This window comes from Acinetobacter sp. FB (genome assembly GCF_056033405.1).
Genome location: NZ_CM148502.1, coordinates 2,421,954 through 2,444,013, shown reverse-complemented (window position 1 = coordinate 2,444,013; position 22,060 = coordinate 2,421,954). Strand labels below are relative to the sequence as shown.

The following is a 22,060-nucleotide window of genomic DNA, read 5'->3' as shown; positions in this document are numbered from 1 at the left end:
GGTGTAAATTATGCACTTCGTTTAAGGTGATTTTAATTCCATCTTGAGCAAAGAAAATTTGATATTTGATAGATCATCGAAAGAGTAAGGTATGCCCGAAAATCCTAGTAAAACCCAAAAACCTTTATATATTCCCTATGCTGGGAACGCTCTTTTAGAACTTCCACTCTTGAATAAAGGTTCAGCTTTTTCGACTGAAGAGCGTGAGCAGTTTAACTTGCATGGACTGATACCTAACAATATCGAAAACATCGAAGAACAAACGCAACGCTCTTATCAGCAGTACTTGTCATTTGACAATAACTTGAATAAGCATATTTATTTAAGAAATATTCAAGACACAAATGAAACACTTTTTTATAATTTATTGAGTCAGCATTTAGATGAAATGCTACCCATCATTTATACACCAACTGTCGGCGAAGCTTGCCAGCGTTTTTCTGATATTTATCGTCGTCATCGTGGGATTTTCATCTCATACGCTGAACGTCAATACATCGATCAAATTATTCATAATGTGAATAAGAAAAATGTCAAAGTGATTGTCATTACCGATGGTGAGCGCATCCTTGGTTTAGGTGATCAGGGTATTGGTGGTATGGGAATTCCAATTGGGAAATTATCTCTATATACCGCATGTGGAGGTATCAGTCCTGCTTATACGTTACCGATTACAATAGATGTTGGTACGAATAATCAAGAATTACTCAACGATCCAATTTACATGGGATTGAAGCAACCTCGAATCAGAGGGGAGCAATATTACCAATTTGTCGAACAGATTATTTCTGCTGTGCGTGAACGTTGGCCTAATGTGTTGATACAGTTTGAAGATTTTGCCCAAATTAATGCGATGCCATTGTTGACTCAATATCGAGATAAAATTTGCTGCTTTAATGATGATATTCAAGGAACTGCAGCAGTTACAGTTGCTAGTTTAATTGCTGCATCTAGAGCACTTGGTAAACAACTTAAAGATCAAACCATTACTTTTGTTGGTGCTGGTTCAGCAGGATGTGGTATTGCTGAGCATATCGTTAGACAAATGATGGATGAAGGGTTGAGCGATCATGAAGCCCGTTCACGTATTTTCATGGTTGATCGCTTCGGTTTAATGACTGATCAACAGCCCAATTTACTCGACTTTCAACAAAAACTCGCAACACCTGTGAATGCAATTTCAGAATGGGAATATGCAGGACAAGAGATTGCGCTACTTGATGTCGTAAAAAATGCTAAACCAAGTATTCTGATTGGTGTATCAGGGCAAGCAGGTTTATTTAGTGAAGAAGTGATTAAAACTTTGGCTAAATATTATAAGCATCCGATTGTTTTGCCATTATCTAACCCGACTTCTCAAGTAGAAGCTCAGCCAAAAGATATTATTGAATGGACGCAAGGTGCTGCAATCGTTGCGACAGGTAGTCCTTTTGCACCAGTATATTTCCAAGGTAAAACTTATACGATTGCTCAGTGTAATAATTCTTATATTTTCCCAGGAATAGGCTTGGGTGTGATTGCATGTGGTGCAAATCATATTAGTGATGCAATGTTGATGGCTGCAAGCACAGCATTGGCAGATTGCTCACCGCGTTTAAAAAATCCAGCTGCAGATCTATTGCCAAATATTAATGACATTCATCAAGTCTCCAAATTCATTGCTTTTAAAGTTGCAAAAGCTGCTATGGCAGATGGATTAGCAGTACCCATGAGCAATGATGTGCTGAAAAATGTGATTGAAGATAATTTTTGGACACCTGAATATCGAAATTATCGCCGAGTTACTTTTTAATTGAGCCAGATCTAGTCTGATTGATGAAATGTAATTCAGTAATCTAGAACAGAACAAAACCTGACTGATCTTGAATGATCTTTCAGGTTTTTAGCTTATTATTCTCATAAAACTATCTGTTATATTTTTTTTATAAAATCTGTATCTACCTTTATCATCTGTATTCATTCAAAGTATAACGAAGTTGATATGAATGGGCTAAATATGAGTTTTTTAAAAAAGAAAAATAATGCGAGTTTTGTGTTTTTTATTATCACACTCTATGCTTTTATCGGTTTTGGTTTAGGCTATATTATTTGGGAATATTTTCTTTAAAATCAGCTTCAAGCCTGATTTATAGGACTGTTCAGCTATTGATTTAATACAGCAAATTTAAGCTTGCGAATCTGTTTCGCTACAATGATCAACATCTACTGGATGCTGCTTGGGTTATATTCATCCAGCCATTCAAAATAATGAATAATATTCATAGCTCTTCATTAGAATAAATCATTTTATTCATAGATTTTTGTTCTGTACTCTAAAAATAAGCCGTATTTTAAAAATTAAATAAATGATGATTTGGGACGATGATCATCACATCTTCATCTTTTGAAATAATAAAGAGTGTCGGAATGAAAAAACTCGATTTTGCAATTATAGATCCGCATATCCATCAATGGGATCCATACCATACTCCACATTCTGCTGCCTTGTTGGTTAAAGCTTTGGGTAATTATCCCCGTGTGATGGATAAAGTTGTGCGATTCGTTAAACCGAAACCACTTTTAGACACACTAGGATTAACTAAATATGCGTTGAGCCCTTATCTCCCTCATAATTATCATGAAGATATAGGACATCATACGATTGAAAGCGTAGTACATGTCGAAGCAAATTGGCATCATCATAAAGGCTTTGGTGTTGTCGAAGAAACCAAATGGATTCAACAATTAAATTTTAAAGACCAAAATTTAAAGCTAGGTGCAATTATTGCCACTGCCGACCCGCGAGATCGAAAATTTAAACAGATTTTAAAAGCGCATCAAGATGCCAGCCCTCTATTTAGAGGTATTCGTAAAATGGCTTCTTGGCATGAGGATTCTGGTATTTATCGTTGGTGTGATCAAGCACATTTATATCAGTCTAAAAAATTCCTTAAAGGCTTTGAACAACTTGCCAAAATGGATTTATCTTTTGATGCGTGGGCTTATTCAACACAAATTTCAGAAATTACAAAATTAGCGAAACAATTTCCTCAAACACCTACAGTCGTTGATCATTTGGCAACACCCGCAGGACTTTTTGGCCCTATTGGCAAAAAAACGGGTCAAACACCGTCACAACGTGCTGCCATTTTCCAGCAATGGCAGCACGATTTGGCAGTTTTGGCTGAGCAGAAAAATGTCTATGCCAAGATTTCTGGACTGATGATGCCAGTGTTAGGACACCGATTTTATCAACAATACCGTACTGCAACCGTATATGAAATGGTGAATTTATTAACACCATTGATTCAACATGCAATACAGGTATTTGGTCCAGATCGAATCATTTTTGCTTCAAATTTTCCTATGGATAAAGCAAATGCAACGCTAAGCGATTTGATCCAAGCTTATATTGAAATGATCACACCTTATGGTGATCAAGCGATGTATTCCATTTTTAGACAAAACGCTGCCAATTTTTATCAATTAAATTAGAGTCATCATATGAAAAGTTTTAATCAAAAAGTTGCTGCAATTACGGGTGCAGGTTCTGGAATCGGTCAACAGCTTGCAATTTTATTAGCACAGCAAGGGGCTGATTTAGCTTTGAGCGATGTGAATGATCGAGGTTTAGCTGAAACATTATCTCTAGTAAAACAATATCCTGTGAAAGTCACTTTAACCAAACTAGATGTTTCTCATCAGCAAGCTGTACGTGAATGGGCGGAAAATAGTTTCAAAGATCACGGCAAAATCAATTTGATTTTTAACAATGCCGGCGTTGCATTAGCAAGCACCGTAGAAGGTATGAGCTATGAAGAAATGGAATGGATTTTTAATATTAATTTTTGGGGTGTTGTCTACGGCACAAAAGAGTTTTTGCCTTATTTAAAGCAAAGTGGTGAAGGGCATATCATTAATATTTCTAGTTTATTTGGACTCACTGCTCAACCTTCTCAAAGTGCTTATAACGCAACAAAGTTTGCTGTGCGTGGTTTTACCGAATCATTACGTCAAGAATTAAATATGCAAAATAATGGTGTCAGTGCGACTTGTGTACATCCAGGTGGTATACGAACCAATATCGCTAATAGTGCTCGTATGAGTGACAGTATCCGTTCTTTGGGTATGAATCCAGCAAAGGCTAGTCGATCATTTAATAAAGTCCTGAAAACCCCACCAGAAGAAGCTGCAAAAATCATTTTAGAGGCGGTCAAACATGACAAAGCTCGGGTATTGATTGGGAATGATGCCAAAATTTTAGATTTGATTCAGCGGATTACACCAACTCATTATTCTCAAGCATTAGATTTTTTAACCAAAAAAACTTTGAAAAAAAGTTAAAATATTCTTCAATCTAAGGATGCTCATTTAATTTGTGTGAGCATCCTAGTGGATTCATTTTAATGTGAATCATCGTCTATCGTTATGTTTTATATGTAGAAAGTAAAATGCTAGTTTCACTATTATAAATACCTGAAATATTTCGAATTCGTTCGAGTGCTTTGTCAAAGTTTTCTAAACTATCGGACTGTAATTCAACCAAAATATCCCATTTCCCGTTTGTAGTATGCAGGCGTTCAACGGCTGATTCTAGGCGTAATTCACGAATAACCGCTTGCGCTTTGGTTCCTTCCACCATGATATTCATCCAAGCACGAATAATATTTTTCTCTACATTTGGGCGGAAGCGTACAGTATATCCTGTGATGATGCCCGTCGATTCCATATATTCAATTCGCTTTTGTACCGTTGCTCTTGATACACGTGTTTTTGCGGCCAGATCTGTAATTGAGATCCGGGCATTATCTTTGAGTAAACCTAAGATAATATGATCAATATTGTTCATTTTGATACTTACTATTAGCAAATTGATAAAAATTAATTCATTTTAATCATTATAAAGAATTTTGTGAATCAATTTGATTCTTAATAATAATCAATATACGAAGCCCCAAACATTTTTTTCGAATGAATCAAGAGATCTATGTTGACACGGAACGATGGGGTAAGCGGAAACCTTTGCAGTAAGGGAATCTGTAGATAACAGGGACAATTGATTAATTAAGGAAAAGATGATGTCTTTATCATATGCGGCTCAAAATGGTAGTGCTTGGCAAACCTTTCTCACTCAAGTAGATCGTGTAGCACCTTATTTGGATGCCGACCTCAGCAACTTTGTCAACACACTGAAAACACCAAAACGTACGCTAATTGTTGATGTGCCAATCGTGATGGATGACGGCACAATTCGTCATTTTGAAGGCTATCGTGTACAGCACAATCTCTCTCGTGGTCCTGGTAAAGGTGGTATTCGTTATCACCAAGATGTTGAATTGAATGAGGTCATGGCGTTATCAGCATGGATGACCATTAAAACTGCGGTGCTTAATCTCCCATTTGGCGGCGCAAAAGGTGGTATTCGTGTTAACCCTAAAGAACTTTCAACACGTGAATTAGAGCGTTTAACTCGTCGTTTTACCAGTGAAATTAGCCCAATTATCGGCCCACAAATTGATATTCCTGCACCTGATGTTGGTACTAATGCCAATATCATGGGTTGGATGATGGATACTTATTCAAGTATTAAAGGTCATACGGTTACGGGTGTTGTGACTGGAAAACCTGTGCATTTAGGTGGTTCACTCGGCCGTGTTCGTGCAACAGGTCGTGGCGTATTTGTTACAGGTATGCAAGTTGCAGAGCGTATCAAATTACCTATCGAAGGCAGCAAAGTTGCGGTTCAAGGCTTTGGTAACGTTGGTAATGAAGCTGCTTATTTGTTTAGTCATGCAGGTGCAAAAATTGTTGCTGTGCAAGATCACACAGGCACAATTTTTAATGCTGAAGGTTTTAACGTAAAAGCATTACAAAAGCATGTTGCTGAACAGGGTGGCGTGAAAGGTTTTGCTGAAGCTACTGTGATCTCGGATGAAGAGTTCTGGGATGTCGATATGGATATTCTGATTCCAGCAGCATTGGAAGGTCAGATTACGGTTGAACGTGCACAAAAACTCAAAGCGAAAATTGTGCTTGAAGGTGCAAACGGACCAACTTATCCAGAAGCAGATGATGTATTCGTTAGCCGTAACATTACTGTAGTCCCTGACGTAATTTGTAATGCGGGTGGTGTAACCGTTAGTTATTTTGAATGGGTTCAAGATATGGCGAGTTATTTCTGGAGCGAAGACGAAATTAATGAACGTCTCGACAAGCTGATGATTCAGGCCATGAGTGATGTGTGGAATACCGCAGCACAAAAGGAATGTAGCTTGCGTACAGCAGCTTATATTTTAGCATGTGAACGTATCCTCAAAGCTCGTAAAGAACGCGGTATTTTCCCGGGATAAACCATCCATAAAGTTAAAGCAAACGGCTCATTGAATATTCAATGAGCCTGCATATCAAAACAGGAAGTGAGTAAATAAAATGAGCGAAGTCGCAATTACACGTAGCAATTTTAATGATTGGATGGTGCCTGTTTTTGCTCCAGCAAATTTCATTTTGGTTCGTGGCGAAGGTTCTCGTATTTGGGATCAAAACGATAAAGAATATATCGATTTTGCAGGTGGTATTGCGGTTAATGCTTTAGGTCATGCCCATCCAGTTGCGGTAAATGCTTTAACAGAACAAGCTCAAAAACTTTGGCATATTGGTAATGGTTATACCAATGAGCCAGTATTACGCCTTGCAAAACAATTGGTTGAAAGTACATTCGCTGACAAAGTATTTTTCTGTAACTCTGGTGCAGAAGCGAACGAAGCAGCATTAAAACTGGCACGTAAAGTCGGTTTACTCAGTGGCAATCCAAATAAAAATCATATTGTTGCATTTAAAAATGCATTCCACGGTCGAACTTTGTTTACCGTAACAGCAGGTGGGCAACCTAAATATTCTCAAGATTTTGCACCTTTACCTGGTGGAATTGAGCATACGGCATTTAATGATTTAGATGCTGCTAAAGCTATTATTACTGAAAATACCTGTGCGGTGATCGTAGAACCGATCCAAGGCGAAGGTGGTGTGTTACCAGCCGACATCGAATTTTTGAAAGGCTTACGTGCGTTGTGCGATGAAAAAGGCGCTGTGCTGATTTTTGATGAAGTACAAACAGGCGTTGGCCGTACAGGTTCACTTTATGCCTATATGAATACTGGCGTAACTCCAGATATTTTAACGACAGCAAAAGCCTTAGGTGGTGGTTTCCCAATTGGTGCAATGATTACTACAGATCATTATGCCAACATGTATGCGGTGGGTGATCATGGTACGACTTATGGTGGTAACCCATTGGCTTGTGCAGTGGCTGGTGCGGTGTTTGAATTTATTAATACACCAGAAGTTTTAGACGGCGTTAAAGAACGTCATCAATATTTCATCGATGCTTTGAATAAAATCAATGCTGAATATAGTTTATTCAAAGAAATCCGCGGTCAAGGTCTATTAATTGGTTGCGTACTGAAAGATGAATATGCAGGCAAAGCAAAAAATATCGTGACTTTAGCGGGTGAAGAAGGCTTGTTGGCGTTGGTTGCGGGTACTGATGTCGTACGTTTTACCCCTTCACTAATTATTCCAATGGAAGATATTGACGAAGGTTTAAATCGTTTTGCTCGTGCCTTAGCACGCCTCTAAATCTTGTTGTGAGCATCTAACCATGATGATTGTTAGACATGCAGCGCATCGGGACTTAGATGATATTTATCGTTTAGCGCAAAGAGCAGGAGAGTCAGGCATTGGTTTGACCTCCTTACCAGAAAACAAAGAAATCTTAGCTGAACGTATTACACGTACGACTCACACTTTAGCGGGCTTAACCGAAAAGTGTGAGGCAAGTTATTTGTTTGTTTTAGAAGATACCAGTATTCACAAAATTGTGGGTGTGAGTGCGATTGAAGTTGCAGTGGGGTTAAAAGAACCATTTTACAACTTCCGTGTAGCAAAACAGGTGCATGCCTCTAAAGCCTTAAATGTGTATAAGACTTTAGATACTCTTTTTTTAAGTAATGATCATACTGGTTGCAGTGAACTTTGCACTTTGTTCCTTGATCCTGAATACCGCAAAAACCAAAACGGTAAGTTTTTATCAAAAGTACGTTTTCTGTTTATTGCAGCGTTTCGTTCTTTCTTTGAAGAAAGATTGATTGCTGAGATGCGTGGTTTTTCAGATCAAAATGGACATTCGCCATTTTGGGATTCGCTCGGTTATCTATTTTTCAATATGGATTTTGCAGCTGCGGATTATTTAAGTGGTGTAGGACAAAAAGCGTTTATCGCAGAACTTATGCCGAGATTTCCAGTCTACGTTGATTTGCTGACCTCAGAAGCACGTGCTGTGATTGCTGAAGTACATCCACACACATTGCCTGCGGCAAAAGTGCTGATGTCAGAAGGGCTTAAATATCAGGGTTATGTGGATATTTTTGATGCAGGGCCAACACTGGAAGCCAATACCGCTGAACTACGTGCAGTCAAAGAGAGTCGTTTGCTCAACGTTAAAATCACTGAGCAAGTTGAAACGACAGAAACTCATTTTTTGGTTGCGAATGACCAATACCAAGATTATTGCGTGTTGTTGATCAATAACAAAATCACTGAAAGTGACACTTTGCAGATGACAGCAGCACAAGCACAAGCACTGAATATTGCTGAACACGATCAAGTACGTGTTTTAGCATTAGAAAAAATGGAGAAGAACTAATGTCACAAGGTGCATTATTAATTGATGGTGCTTGGATCCAAGGACAAGGAACTGCATTCAGTAAAACCAACCCTGTTAACAATCAGCAAATTTGGGCAGGTCATGAAGCCAGCCAAGCTGATGTTGAGCAGGCATGTCTTGCTGCTCGTCAGGCATTTCCTGCTTGGGCACGTATGCCGTTAGAAGATCGTATTGCAATTATTGAACGTTTTGCAGGTCTACTTGAGCAGAATAAAAATGAATTGGCTCAAGTGATTAGCCAAGAAACCAGTAAACCACTTTGGGAAACATTGACTGAAGTGCAATCAATGGTTGGCAAAGTCGCGATTTCAATTCGTGCTTATGATCAACGTACGGGTTTCAGTGAAACTAGAATGCCAGATGGTATTGCTTCACTACGTCATCGTCCACATGGTGTTTTGGCTGTATTTGGTCCATATAACTTCCCAGGTCATTTGCCAAATGGTCATATTGTTCCTGCATTGATTGCAGGCAATACCGTAGTGTTTAAACCAAGTGAACTCACCCCTTGGACTGCGGAAGAAACGGCAAAGTTATGGCAGCAAGCTGGTTTGCCGAATGGCGTATTGAATATCGTACAAGGTGGGCGTAGTACAGGTGAGGCACTTGCTGCGGCTGAACAAATTGACGGTTTGTTGTTTACAGGCAGTGCCAATACAGGCTATCACTTGCATAAGCAAATGGCGGGCGCGCCTGAAAAAATCCTTGCTTTAGAAATGGGTGGCAATAATGCTCTCATCATTGACGAAGCAACTGATATTGATGCTGTCGTGAATTTAGCTATTCAATCGGCTTTTGTTTCGGCAGGACAACGTTGTACTTGTGCACGCCGAATCATTGTTAAGCAGGGTGCAAATGGTGATACCTTCATTCAACGTTTTGTGGAAGTCGCGAAGAATCTAGTTGTTGGTGAGTGGAATGCTGAACCACAACCATTTATGGGTGGCGTGATTTCTTTTCGTGCGGCTGAACAAATGTTAGTAGCACAAACTAAACTGATTACTTTAGGCGCAAAACCATTATTAGAAATGACACGTCCACAAGCAGACAGTTCATTGTTGACCGCAGGTATTTTAGATTTAACACAGGTCGATGGTATTCCTGATGATGAATACTTCGGTCCATTGACGACGATTTATCGCTACAACACATTTGATGAAGCATTAAGCATCGCCAATAACACTCGATTTGGTTTGGCAGTTGGTTTGGTTTCACCTGACCGAGATTTATTTGATCGTGTGTTGATTGAAGCACGTGCGGGTATTGTGAATTGGAATAAACCATTGACTGGTGCTTCAAGTGCGGCACCGTTTGGTGGAGTAGGTGCTTCTGGTAATCACCGAGCGAGTGCCTTTTATGCAGCAGATTATAGTGCTTGGCCAATGGCATCATTGGAAAGTGATAACGTGACGCTTCCTGCAAAATTATCACCGGGCATTGTGCTCTAAGACGGATCGCATCGGGACACATGGAGAATAAAATGTCTGGTTATGAAATCAATTTTGATGGTTTAGTTGGTCCTACGCATCATTATGCAGGCTTATCATTTGGTAATGTGGCTTCAACTAAAAACCGTAATAACGCATCAAATCCTAAGCTTGCGGCAAAACAAGGCTTGAAGAAAATGAAAGCCCTTGCAGACTTAGGACTCAAACAAGGCGTGTTTGCACCACAAGAGCGTCCGCATGTACCAACATTGCGTCGTTTAGGCTTTACGGGTAGTGATATTGATGTAATTGCTCAAGCCATGCGTACTGCACCTGCTTTATTATCATCATTGAGTTCAGCGTCATCGATGTGGACCGCGAACTCGTGCACGGTATCACCATCAGCTGACAGTGCTGATGGGCGAATGCATTTTACTGCTGCAAACCTAAATAATAAGTTCCATCGATCAATTGAGCATCATACAACGACTCGTATTCTTCAAGCGATGTTCAAGAATGATGTATATTTCGCGCATCATGAAGCATTGCCAGAAGCTGCTTTATTTGGCGATGAAGGTGCAGCCAATCATAATCGTCTAGGCGGTGCTTATGATCAGGCTGGCGTGCAAGTTTTTGTTTACGGTCAACAACAACTTGGTGGTACAGTTGCACCGCAAAAATTCCCTGCACGTCAAACACGTGAGGCGAGTGAAGCGATTGCGCGTTTACATCGTTTAGATGCAAAGCGTACTGTATTTATTCAGCAAAATCCTGACGTGATTGATCAAGGCGTATTTCATAATGATGTGATCGCCGTCAGTAACCAACAGGTGTTATTCCATCACCAACATGCATTTTTAAATCAATCTAAAGCTTTAGATGAAATTCGTCACAAGATGGCCGAAATTGAGCAAGATTTTATTTCGATCGAAGTGCCTGAAAGTCGAGTGAAGGTTGAAGATGCTGTTTCAACTTATTTATTCAACAGTCAAATTTTGACCCGTGCTGATGGTGGCATGAGCATTGTTGTACCAGAAGAATCTCGTCAGAACTCAGCCATTTGGAGTTACTTGAATGACATGATTCAAATGGGAACACCAATTGACGACATTAAAGTATTTGATCTGCGTGAAAGTATGCGGAATGGCGGCGGACCTGCGTGTTTAAGATTACGTGTTGCTGTAAATGAAGCTGAGCTAAATGCAGTCAATCCAAACTTGTTCATGAATGATGCTTTGTTCAAAACACTGAATCAGTGGGTGGATCAGCATTACCGTGATGAGTTAACGCAGGATGATTTGGCTGATCCAAGTTTATTGATTGAGAGCCGTACTGCGCTAGATGAACTCACTAAGATTTTAAATTTAGGCTCGGTTTATCACTTCCAAAGATAAAACAGCAAAGAACGGCTTTTAAGGATGAAAGTACATGGTTGATCTACTCGCGTTGACTTTAGCGCAACAGACACCCGAGCAAATGCAGGGTGAAACAGTTGAGTTTACATGGCAATGGCTAGGTGAAGGGTTACTGCAATGTACACCTAAAACAGCGTATAGAAAAACCATGGTGCTTTCTGCTGGAATTCATGGCAATGAAACAGCACCGATTGAATTATTGTCTCACATCATTAATGACCTATTTGCTGAGCATTTAAAATTAGCGGTGCGTGTACTCTTTGTTTTAGGTAATCCTAAGGCAATTCGACAAGGTGTTCGTTATCTCGAAAATGATATGAACCGAATGTTTTGTGGTGCATATCAGCAGTTAGCACAAGATGATGAAACGCATCGAGCAGCACAATTAGAACAGTATACTTCAGAGTTTTTTCAGCAAAGTCAGCCGGAAGCACAGCGCTATCATTATGATCTGCATACTGCAATTCGTGCATCATTACTGCCTGTATTTGCATTATTTCCCTATCAAACACAACCCTATGATGACTTCCTGATTCAAAGCTTAAATGCTGCGGATCTCGATGCTTTGGTCTATCACAATGCGGTTGGAAAAACCTTTACTCATTTTACTGCTGAACGTTTTCAGGCGGCGAGTAGTACCTTGGAGTTAGGCAAAGCTAAGCCTTTTGGTCAAAATGATTTATCTGAATTTGCGAGTACAGACCAAATGTTGCGTGCGGTTCTTGCAGAACAGATATTGCCTGTTCGAGCGAAGCACGCGATTCGCCAATTTAAGGTCATCGATTCAATATTAAAACAGAGTGATGATTTTCAACTGCAACTCAATGCCGATGCACCGAATTTCTCTACTTTTCAGAAAGGTGAAGTGATCGCAACTCAGCAAGTGAGCAATTATGTTGCAAAGGATCAGCAAGTCTGGATCTTATTTCCGAACCCCAATGTAAAAACAGGACTTCGGGCAGGATTGATTTTAAAGGAAATTAAATAGGATACATCGAACGGTTATATGAGATGTAAACAAGGAATGAACTGAAACGGAGTTTGAATATGGATGTTCAGTAGAAAACAAAAGATCGGAAAAAATATCCATTGGATATTCATTTTTATGAAGTGGAAAGCAAGGACAGATTGTCATAAAAAGATAGTTGGAGTGATCGTGTATGAGTAACAATAATGAAAAGTCATTTCTATCCGGGGAATGCCTGAGTGAGCAATATGTGCCCCAGCAAGACACATCCAGCCAATCAAGTATGTCATTATCAGGAGAAGTGGGTAAGCCCTTGAAACGTGCTATGACGAAACGTCATTTGGTGATGATTTCATTGGGCGGTGCAATTGGTACGGGGCTATTTTTAGGCTCAGGTGATGTCATTTCTCAGGCAGGCCCCATAGGTGCAATTCTCTCTTATTTTTTAGGCGGTGTGATTGCCTACATGGTGATGCTGTGTTTAGGCGAACTAGCAGTACAGATGCCTGTTTCAGGTTCATTTGGTGAATATGCCCGAACCTATATTGGACCAGGTACAGGCTATATGATCACTTGGTTGTATTGGTTGACCTGGACAGCAACATTAGGTACTGAATTCACAGCTGCAGCTTTACTCATGCAGGAGTGGTTTCCTTCCATATCCATGTGGACATGGACTTTATTGTTTGCGGCACTGGTCTTTACGCTGAATGTGAGTTCCACTCGGTTATTTGCTGAGTCGGAATTTTGGCTGTCTTTGGTTAAAGTGCTCACCATTATCTGTTTTATTGCATTGGGTTTAGCTGCAATTTTCGGTTTCATTCCTTACCATGGACATGAATCAGCACCGCTGTTTAGTAAATTGACCGAACATGGTTGGTTTCCAAATGGTATTTACCCAATTTTTGCGACTATGTTGATTGTGAATTTTGCATTCTCTGGTACAGAATTGATTGGGGTTGCCGCTGGTGAAGCTGAAGAACCTGCGAAAACGGTACCGAAAGCAATCAATGCTGCGATTTGGCGGTTGTTGATTTTCTTTGTGGGTACGATCGTGGTGATTTGTGCACTTTTACCTTATGAAATGGCTGGACTTAACGCGAGTGGCGTAAGTAATAGTCCGTTTGTAACTGTATTTAATTACATCGGTATTCCATATGCGGAAGATATTATTCGTTTCGTGATTATCACTGCACTATTATCGGCTGCCAACTCTGGTTTATTTGCTGCTTCTCGAATGATGTGGTCATTGTCAACGCAGAATCAACTCCCTAAAGTTTTTGCTAAATTGACACGTTCAGGCACGCCAATTATTGCCATTATTGTCACCATGTTTGGTGCAATTCCTGGTTTATTATCTGAACAATTTGCGCCTGAAACTATTTTCAAAAATTTATTGGGTGTTGCCGCTTTTACCATGGTTGTGGTTTGGATCTCAATTTGTGTGAGCCAATTTAATTTCCGTAGACAATGGATCAAGTCTGGAAAAACGGTAAAAGATCTTAAATTTGCTGCACCGTTGTTTCCGTTGACACCAATTTTAGGTGGGGCATTCTGTGTCATTACCTGTATTAGTATGGTGGCAGATCCTTCAATGCAAGTTGGTTTTGTCTGCTGTGTTCTATTTATCATCGCATGCTATGCAAGCTACAATATCTTTTATAAAAACAAAGCTTAACTGTATAAGCTAATCTTTCATAAAGACGAATCTATACTCAGAATTTTTGAGTTGCGATTCGTCTTTTTTATTTTAGGAAATGATCATTTGGCTGTTTATATAATTTAAAAAAAACTTCAAATAGAGATGGTAAAAAAAAAAGAGCAAGTACCGTAGCACTTGCTCTTTTCATTTGATTTTGGATATTGACTTATAGGTCAATATTGCTCTTCATGTTTTAGAAGAAACCAGCAGGTTTAGTTGAATAACTCACCAATAAATTCTTGGTTTGTTGATAGTGATCTAACATCATTCTGTGATTTTCACGGCCAACGCCTGATTTTTTATAACCACCAAAAGCAGCATGAGCAGGATAGATGTGGTAACAGTTTGTCCAAACACGTCCTGCTTCAACTGCTCGACCAGCGCGGTATGAAGTATGTGCAGAACGAGCCCAAACGCCAGCACCTAAACCATAGATGGTGTCATTTGCGATTTTGATGGCTTCATCAAAATCTTTGAACGTTGTTACAGATAGAACTGGCCCAAAAATTTCTTCTTGGAAGATCTGCATGGCATTGTGTCCTTTGAAGACAGTTGGTTCGATATAGAAACCTTCACCCACTTCTTGTCTAGCACCACCACCCGTAAGAAGTTCAGCACCTTCTTCTCGACCAGTGTTAATACAACGTAAGATTTTTTCCTGTTGTTCTAGTGAAGCTTGAGCACCAACCATTGTTTCAGTATCAAGTGGGTGACCTACTTTAATACGTTTCACACGCTCAATGGCTTTTTCTAAGAACTTATCTGCAATACTTTCTTGAACTAATGCGCGAGAGGGACAAGTACAAACTTCGCCTTGATTGAGTGCGAACATTGCAAAGCCTTCAAGTGCTTTATCAAGAAAATCATCTTCTTGATCCATAACATCTTCAAAGAAGATATTTGGAGATTTTCCACCGAGTTCTAAAGTGACTGGAATAATATTCTCAGTTGCATATTGCATGATCAACTGTCCAACTTGGGTTGAACCTGTAAATGCAATTTTGGCAATACGAGGACTAGTGGCAAGTGGACGACCTACTTCGGCACCATAGCCATTCACTACGTTTAATACACCAGCAGGTAGAATATCTTGGATCAACTCTAAAACGAGTAGAATGCCTACAGGTGTTTGTTCTGCTGGTTTTAATACGACACAGTTACCTGCTGCTAGTGCAGGAGCAAGTTTCCATGCAGCCATGAGAATTGGGAAGTTCCATGGAATAATTTGTCCAACGACACCTAAAGGTTCGTGGAAATGGTAAGCAATCGTATCTTCATCGATTTCTGAAATACCACCTTCTTGTGCACGGATACAACCAGCAAAATAGCGGAAGTGGTCAATTGCTAATGGAATATCGGCAGCAAGTGTTTCTCGAACAGGCTTACCATTATCCCAAGTTTCTGCAATGGCAAGATATTCTAGATTTTGTTCTAGTCTATCGGCGATTTTAAGTAAAATATTTGAACGCACTGTCGGAGAGCTTTTGTTCCACTCAGCTTTGGCTTTGTGTGCTGCATCTAATGCGAGTTCAATATCTTCAGCTGACGAACGCGGTATTTTTGTAAATACTTTGCCATCGACAGGTGAGACATTATCGAAGTATTCTCCTTTAATAGGTGCTACCCATTGACCGCCAATAAAGTTCTCGTATTGAGCTTTGAATTGAACCTTTGAATCAGGTTGATTAGGATCGACATAACGCATATATATATTCCTTTGCTTATAATTGATCTATTAAGCATCTACAGCTTTGGTATAAGGTACTTTTGTACGCTATTTGATTAGGATATAGCTGGGAAGGTTGGAGAAAGGTTGGAAACCGTGGTCATTAGTAAGGGATACACAAATGTTTACAAAACGAGACCTATTACAACAACGAACATCAATTGATCAACTTAAACGACACAATAGTTTGTCGCCGCAAAGTGCCGAAATGCTAGGACAAAGTATTGCCAGTTCTTGGCAACGCTCAGCATCTTCTGCTATTCCAAAAGAGCGCTTGGCTGCACCTTTATTGGCACAGCATAAGAAAGCAAAAACGACTTTAGATTTAGCATTAGAAGCGTGCTCAAATGATCTCAGTCATATTGCAGCACAGTCATCTATGGTCATCGCCGTTGGAGATGTTGGGAGTACAATTATTTGGACTGCATCGAGCACGCAGATGCAAAGCGCGGCTGAAAAGGTACATTTTATTGCAGGCGGTCAGTGGGCAGAAGAAGAGGTCGGCACGAATGCCTTAGCGCTGTCTTTAAAGACTCAACAATCTAGTTGCGTGTTTTCAAATGAGCATTATATGGAGTCAGTGCATGACTGGGTTTGTTATGCAGCGCCAGTGATTGATCCCTACTCCAAACAAGTATTAGGTGTCGTGGATTTATCTACAACTTGGAAAAATCACAATACACTAGGTGTATTGGCTGCTGAGCGTTGTGCATCTATTATTCAAACTGCTCTCATTGAACAGCAACGTCAGCGTTTATATATCCGTGCTTTTGCTTCACCGCAAGTAATGTTTAATAATAAATCTTTGGTTTTAACGCCACGTCAAATTGAAATTTTGGCAATTTTAGCGCTCTGCCCGAATGGTTTAAATTTAGAAAATTTACATCAAGCGCTTTATGGTGAGCGTAAAGTCAGTGTTGGAACGTTAAAGGCTGAGATGTCACAGTTACGTGATATTTTGGGCGGAATGTTAGGCTCAAGACCTTATCGCTTACTTGCAAATGTAGAAGCTGATTTTTTGTATGTGGAACAAGCACTTGATTCGGGTTATATCGCCTCAGCATTACAATTGTATAAGGGTATCTTCTTATCAAAAACAGAAAGTCCTTTTCTATGCGCATGGCGAGATTGTCTTGAATCACGTCTCAGCGATATGATTTTTAAAACCAAAGAAATTGATGTATTACTGAAGCATGTTGCTCATTTTCCTGAAGCAATTGATGCCGTTGAAAGATTAATTGAATTATTACCCTTAGATCATCCTGCACATCAATCGCTGAGCAAATTCAGAGATATGTCATAACTACAGCGGATCTAAAAAATAAAATTTTGTTTTATTATTCAATAACAATGGATGATATCTTTTGGGATGTCACTTAGCTGGCATTAGAAAAATTTGTCTAAAGGCATATCATTTAATCAAATTGAAAAACAATAAGGTTGACTTAATTTAGTTCATATCTTTTAAATATATAGCAGCGTTTGACCTTATCAAAGACGCGGTTAATTTAGAAAAAAATGATTCACAAGATCGCTGAAATTTGCTTCGATTATGGATATTGAGAAGCTGAATAAAATAAAAAAAGGGAATACCTTTTGAGGGGTATTCCTAAAATTAAGTAAGCTAACGGTCGGAGAGATTCAGCTTACTTCTCGGGAAAAGCGTCGATTACAATGCTGCTTTAAAAATTTCAACAACTTGGGCATGCGTTGCTTTACGAGGGTTAGTCAGCATACAAGCATCTTTTTGAGCATTTTCAGCCATGATTGCAAGATCTTCTTTTTTTACGCCAAGTTCAGTTAAACCTGATGGAATATCGATAGACGATGACAGTTCACGAATTGCATCAATTGCGGCGTAAGCAGCTTCAGTTTCTGTAAGCCCTTCAGTATTTACACCCATAAGTTCAGCAATTTTTGCATAACGGTCTTGGCAAGAAATTAGATTGAACTCACATACATGAGGGAGCAATACCGCATTACATACACCATGAGGGAGATTATAGAATCCGCCTAATTGATGAGCCATGGCATGGACATATCCTAGAGATGCATTATTGAATGCCATACCTGCGAGGTATTGTGCATAGCTCATTGCATCACGTGCTTCAATATTTTCACCATTTGCAACCGCAGGGCGTAACCATTGGCTAATCATGGTAATGGCTTTTTCTGCACAGGCATCGGTGATTGGGTTTGCTGCAGTCGATACATAAGCTTCAACAGCATGTGTAAGTGCATCCATTCCCGTTGCAGCGGTTAAACCTGCTGGTTTTGCAACCATGAGTTTAGGGTCATCGATTGCAATCAATGGTGTGCAGCGCCAGTCAACAATTGCCATTTTTACGTGGGTATCGGTATTGGTAATAATACAGAAACGGGTCATTTCTGATGCAGTACCCGCAGTCGTATTAATCGCAATAAGTGGGGTCATTGGTACTGTACTTTTATCAATACCTTCATAGTCACGGATATGACCACCGCCAGCCGTGACGAGTCCAATCCCTTTTGCGCAATCGTGTGATGAGCCACCACCTAAAGAGACAATAAAGTCACAGTCATTGTCATTGTAGGCTTGTACGCCGTTATGTACATTGATGTCAGTTGGGTTTGGTTCCGCACCAGGGAAGATGTGGCTTTCAACGCCTGCATCTTTTAAATATTGTGCAATGGTGTCTGCAACGCCAAATTTGAATAAGCCTTGGTCAGTTACAATCAGCGCTTTTTTTGCACCGAGATTTTGTGCCTTTGTGCCAATTTCTTTTGCACAGCCTGGTCCGAAGAGAGATACACAAGGGATGTAAAAACCGTTAGTTTGATCTGCAATATTTTTAAAAGCCATGGAGCGATTCCTTCTTCCATATTCCATTGTTTGTTATTCAGTGATCTCATCACTGTAGGCTCAGTATGCAAGGCTTAAAAATTTTTCCTACCTACCAAAAACCTACCAAGAAATGTCTCAGACTGTTTAAATGAAATAATATGAATTTTTATCTCAGCGCAATCGATGCATATTAGACAGTTAAATATCTGTATTTTTACTGAATATTGATGTTGTTAAATAATTGTTTTTAAATGTAATAAAGAGTAAATCTCACATTTTATTCACGATTTTATCTTTATAAATTGTTTAGTTAATTTTGATAAAATCAAGAGGATAAAATGAAAGCTAAAACTTTATTTGGCATGACAATATTGTCTGCTGCAATGACTGCTGTTGTAATACCAATGCAAGCAAATGCTGAAAAACCCTCTGCTCTCGATAAAATTGATGTGAATCAATATGCTGGAAAATGGTATGAGATCGCTCATTTGCCAATGTACTTTCAACGACACTGTCTAAGTGATACGACTGCTGTGTATGCGCTTAATCCTGATAAAACCATTGGGGTCTTAAATAGCTGTAGAACTAAAACAGGGCAAATGGATAGTTCAGAAGGTGTGGCTTATCCTGCTAATAGTGGGAATAGTAAATTGAAAGTTAGTTTCTTACCTAAAGGTTTACGTTGGCTGCCATTTACGAAAGGCGATTATTGGGTTTTACGAGTAGACCCTGAATATAAAGTTGCATTGGTAGGCGGGCCATCGACGAAATATTTATGGCTTCTTTCTAAGACACCAACAATTGATGACGCTACCTATAATTCATATCTTGAAACAGCTAAACAACAAGGTTACGACTTATCTAAGCTCATCAAAACTCCTCATCGGACACCATAGGCTTTTGACATTTAATCAGGTATCTCAGTTGGATGCCTGATTTTTACTATTAGTTTTAGCTTGTGACTTACATTTTTTAGAGCAATATTGAACTTCATTCCAACATCGTTCCCATTTTTTACGCCAAGAAAATGTGAGGTGGCAATTTAGACAAACTTTCTCGGGTAAATGTATTTTTTTATGCATTCTTAGAGTTCTTCGATCTGATTTTGAAGATGGGAGGCACGTTTTAAAATACGGTTTTGTTCAGATAATTCTAGTTTATCCCATTGCTTATACATCATTGTCATCCGCGGATTTGAACTAAAAAAGACTCGATTTCGATGTAGAAAGTCCCAATATAAACTGTTGAATGGGCAACTGTCAGGCTCAGTTTTGGTTTTTACATTGTAATGGCAGTATTGACAGTAATTAGACATTTTATGAATGTAATTACCTGATGCTGCATAAGGTTTACTTGCAACAAGACCAGCATCTGCAAATAAAACCATTCCATGAGTATTCGGAAGTTGTACCCATTCAAATGCATCAGCATAAATACTTAAATACCATTCATTGACTTGCTTGGGTGAAATGCCATTCAGTAATGTGAAATTACCAATCACCATTAAGCGTTGAATATGGTGAGCATAAGCATTTTCCAAAGAGTTTCTTAAAGATTCATGCATACATTGCATTTTTGTTTCAGCAGTCCAAAAATAGCTGGGCAAGTCTCTTTTAGCATTTAATTTATTGAGATCACGATAATTCGGCATGCACAGCCAATAAACGCCGCGAATAAATTCACGCCAACCTAGTATTTGTCGAATAAAACCCTCAGCAGCGTTCAACGGAATTTGGTTATTGTAATAAGCTGATTCCGCAGCATCACAAACTTCTTTGGGTGACAGCAATCCACAGTTTAGGTAGGGAGAAAGGAGGCTATGGAACATATAATCTTGTTGGTTGACCATAGCATCTTGATATTGACCAAAATGGACTAGTTGATGTTGGATAAAATGGTCAAGGGCTTGAAGAGCCTGTTGACGTGTAGTTGCCCAGTTGAAATGATCAATTTGACCAATATGATCTTGAAAATCTACTTTAACTAAAGCGATCACATCTAAATCAATCTGGTCACGAGTAAAATCTAAAGCAGGAGGGATAGAGGGGCTTCCATTCCACCTTTGACGATTATCACTGTCAAAATTCCATTTTCCTTCAATTGGTTTATCCGCCTGCATCAAATAGCCTGTTTGCTGTCTTAACTTTCGGTAGAAAAACTCCATCCGTAGGACTTTGGCAGTTGAACTCCATTGTTTAAAAGCTTGGATCGAAGAGAAAAAACGATCGTCTATAAGGATTTGTATGGGGATGTTAAGTTCTTTTTCCCAACTATTTTCGATTTGATATTGTAAGCGGTATTCTCCACATTCGGTTATGACTAAACCTTTTGCATCTTGTTTATCTAATTGAGATTTAAGAAATTGAAGAAAATTATTTGTTATTTTTGAACGGTCAAAAACTTGATAACGAACAGTCCATCCTTGTTGTTTAAGATATTTGGCAAAATGCCGCATTGCACTAAAAATAAGTGCAATTTTCTGAGGATGATGTTTTACGTAGGTTGTTTCTTCAACCAGTTCTGCCATTAAAATCACATCTTCATGTTTATCAAGTGTTTTTAATGTGGCGATCTCTTCCGAGAGTTGATCACCTAAAATTAAACCGTAGCGCATAAGCTTTCACGCTTAAAAATTTAAATATAGTTTTTCTGTTGTAAAGTTCTTGTGAATACTGCAATTCTTTTTAATCGTATTGGATTGAGAGCTTTTAAATTAAGCAGTATGGACACTTAAATAAACAGCTAAAACTTGAATATAGACTATGAAATATTTTCAGTGAAATAAACAGGTGACATCAAACGTGCATCTAATTTTTGACCGCAACAATTACAGCTCAGCGTTGGTTGAATGATATTGCCACAGCTTTTGTGTAAGTAGCGAAGTTCTGGAAACTGTTTATCTTCATTTTGCCATAAATTCCCCCAAACACTCATCGAGACAATGATGGGATAAAGTGCTAACCCTTTTTCTGTCAGTTTGTATTCATAGCGTTTGGGAGCTTCGTGATAAAGCACTTTTTCAAAAATCTTGTTTTCAACCAAGCGGTTAATACGCTCAGTAAGCAAGTGGCGCGTGATACCTAACTGTTTTTGGAAGTCATCAAAACGTCGTGTTGCCATAAATGCATTACGAATAATTAACAAGGTCCAACGATCACCAAAAATGGATAATGTCCTTGCAATTGGACAGTTCATTTCGCCGAGTTCATGCCATTTCATTGCTTACACCATCGGTTTGTCTTTAGAGGAAGTAAGCTGTCATTTTAGGACAACTTTAGCCACCATCACATCTGCTTTA

The 22,060-nt window shown here is 39.1% G+C and carries 19 protein-coding genes; 13 read left to right on the top strand and 6 right to left on the bottom strand.

Annotated features, from left to right (window positions below; all coding sequences use genetic code 11):
- Window positions 1–91 precede the first annotated feature (91 nt).
- From AC0JIQ_RS11615 to AC0JIQ_RS11600, 4 genes are all read left to right on the top strand, one after another.
- Window positions 92–1,792 (top strand): NAD-dependent malic enzyme, encoded by a 1,701-nt coding sequence (locus tag AC0JIQ_RS11615; protein WP_474201741.1) that lies wholly within the window; start codon window positions 92–94, stop codon window positions 1,790–1,792.
- 204 nt (window positions 1,793–1,996) lie between these two features.
- Complete coding sequence (locus AC0JIQ_RS11610) at window positions 1,997–2,107, top strand: hypothetical protein (protein ID WP_087543379.1); 111 nt, start codon at window positions 1,997–1,999, stop codon at window positions 2,105–2,107.
- Between the two features lie 299 nt (window positions 2,108–2,406).
- Window positions 2,407–3,474, top strand: coding sequence for an amidohydrolase family protein (locus AC0JIQ_RS11605; RefSeq protein ID WP_474201740.1), 1,068 nt, complete (start codon window positions 2,407–2,409; stop codon window positions 3,472–3,474).
- A 9-nt stretch (window positions 3,475–3,483) separates the two neighbouring features.
- Window positions 3,484–4,323: an SDR family NAD(P)-dependent oxidoreductase gene (locus AC0JIQ_RS11600; protein WP_474201739.1), complete on the top strand. Its 840-nt coding sequence runs from the start codon at window positions 3,484–3,486 to the stop codon at window positions 4,321–4,323.
- 82 nt (window positions 4,324–4,405) lie between these two features.
- Here AC0JIQ_RS11600 and AC0JIQ_RS11595 read toward each other — a convergent pair whose 3' ends face one another.
- On the bottom strand, window positions 4,406–4,828 hold the full coding sequence (locus tag AC0JIQ_RS11595; protein WP_004660976.1) for an Lrp/AsnC family transcriptional regulator: 423 nt from the start codon (window positions 4,826–4,828) through the stop codon (window positions 4,406–4,408).
- A gap of 226 nt (window positions 4,829–5,054) precedes the next feature.
- Between AC0JIQ_RS11595 and AC0JIQ_RS11590 the strand changes: the two genes are divergently transcribed.
- The 7 genes from AC0JIQ_RS11590 to AC0JIQ_RS11560 all read left to right on the top strand — a co-directional run bounded on the left by AC0JIQ_RS11590 (window position 5,055) and on the right by AC0JIQ_RS11560 (window position 14,188).
- A complete protein-coding gene (locus AC0JIQ_RS11590) occupies window positions 5,055–6,329 on the top strand; it encodes a Glu/Leu/Phe/Val family dehydrogenase (protein ID WP_152630142.1) in 1,275 nt (424 codons plus the stop codon).
- Between the two features lie 79 nt (window positions 6,330–6,408).
- Window positions 6,409–7,614, top strand: a complete 1,206-nt coding sequence (locus AC0JIQ_RS11585; protein WP_474201738.1) for a bifunctional succinylornithine transaminase/acetylornithine transaminase — start codon at window positions 6,409–6,411, stop codon at window positions 7,612–7,614.
- A 22-nt stretch (window positions 7,615–7,636) separates the two neighbouring features.
- The gene (astA, locus tag AC0JIQ_RS11580; protein WP_336937424.1) at window positions 7,637–8,680 is read left to right on the top strand and encodes an arginine N-succinyltransferase; all 1,044 of its coding nucleotides are present in this window, start codon (window positions 7,637–7,639) and stop codon (window positions 8,678–8,680) included.
- Entirely contained in the window at window positions 8,680–10,149 is a 1,470-nt protein-coding gene (gene astD / locus AC0JIQ_RS11575; RefSeq protein WP_474201737.1) for a succinylglutamate-semialdehyde dehydrogenase, read from the top strand. The genes astA and astD overlap by 1 nt, the downstream gene beginning before the upstream one ends.
- Before the next feature lie 32 nt (window positions 10,150–10,181).
- Window positions 10,182–11,522 carry an N-succinylarginine dihydrolase gene (astB, locus tag AC0JIQ_RS11570; RefSeq protein ID WP_474201736.1) on the top strand — a complete coding sequence of 447 codons (1,341 nt, stop codon included), beginning with the start codon at window positions 10,182–10,184 and terminating at the stop codon, window positions 11,520–11,522.
- 34 nt (window positions 11,523–11,556) lie between these two features.
- Window positions 11,557–12,531, top strand: a complete 975-nt coding sequence (astE, locus tag AC0JIQ_RS11565; RefSeq protein ID WP_474201735.1) for a succinylglutamate desuccinylase — start codon at window positions 11,557–11,559, stop codon at window positions 12,529–12,531.
- A 262-nt stretch (window positions 12,532–12,793) separates the two neighbouring features.
- Window positions 12,794–14,188 carry an amino acid permease gene (locus AC0JIQ_RS11560; protein ID WP_161794026.1) on the top strand — a complete coding sequence of 465 codons (1,395 nt, stop codon included), beginning with the start codon at window positions 12,794–12,796 and terminating at the stop codon, window positions 14,186–14,188.
- Between the two features lie 217 nt (window positions 14,189–14,405).
- Here AC0JIQ_RS11560 and exaC read toward each other — a convergent pair whose 3' ends face one another.
- A complete protein-coding gene (gene exaC / locus AC0JIQ_RS11555) occupies window positions 14,406–15,917 on the bottom strand; it encodes an acetaldehyde dehydrogenase ExaC (protein WP_474201734.1) in 1,512 nt (503 codons plus the stop codon).
- 142 nt (window positions 15,918–16,059) lie between these two features.
- On the opposite strand from exaC, the gene AC0JIQ_RS11550 reads away from it, so the two are divergent.
- A complete protein-coding gene (locus tag AC0JIQ_RS11550) occupies window positions 16,060–17,241 on the top strand; it encodes a transcriptional regulator (protein WP_046738901.1) in 1,182 nt (393 codons plus the stop codon).
- A gap of 366 nt (window positions 17,242–17,607) precedes the next feature.
- Here AC0JIQ_RS11550 and mdh read toward each other — a convergent pair whose 3' ends face one another.
- Window positions 17,608–18,780 carry an iron-dependent methanol dehydrogenase gene (gene mdh / locus AC0JIQ_RS11545; protein ID WP_474201733.1) on the bottom strand — a complete coding sequence of 391 codons (1,173 nt, stop codon included), beginning with the start codon at window positions 18,778–18,780 and terminating at the stop codon, window positions 17,608–17,610.
- A gap of 320 nt (window positions 18,781–19,100) precedes the next feature.
- Between mdh and AC0JIQ_RS11540 the strand changes: the two genes are divergently transcribed.
- Window positions 19,101–19,658: a lipocalin family protein gene (locus tag AC0JIQ_RS11540; protein ID WP_474201732.1), complete on the top strand. Its 558-nt coding sequence runs from the start codon at window positions 19,101–19,103 to the stop codon at window positions 19,656–19,658.
- A 24-nt stretch (window positions 19,659–19,682) separates the two neighbouring features.
- On the opposite strand, the gene AC0JIQ_RS11535 is transcribed toward AC0JIQ_RS11540, so the two are convergent.
- The 3 genes from AC0JIQ_RS11535 to AC0JIQ_RS11525 all read right to left on the bottom strand — a co-directional run bounded on the left by AC0JIQ_RS11535 (window position 19,683) and on the right by AC0JIQ_RS11525 (window position 21,981).
- Window positions 19,683–19,844, bottom strand: a complete 162-nt coding sequence (locus AC0JIQ_RS11535) for a DUF2256 domain-containing protein (RefSeq protein ID WP_081407485.1) — start codon at window positions 19,842–19,844, stop codon at window positions 19,683–19,685.
- Between the two features lie 2 nt (window positions 19,845–19,846).
- Window positions 19,847–21,376, bottom strand: coding sequence for a cryptochrome/photolyase family protein (locus AC0JIQ_RS11530; protein WP_474201731.1), 1,530 nt, complete (start codon window positions 21,374–21,376; stop codon window positions 19,847–19,849).
- Between the two features lie 146 nt (window positions 21,377–21,522).
- Entirely contained in the window at window positions 21,523–21,981 is a 459-nt protein-coding gene (locus AC0JIQ_RS11525; protein ID WP_005215008.1) for a winged helix-turn-helix transcriptional regulator, read from the bottom strand.
- Window positions 21,982–22,060: the final 79 nt, after the last annotated feature.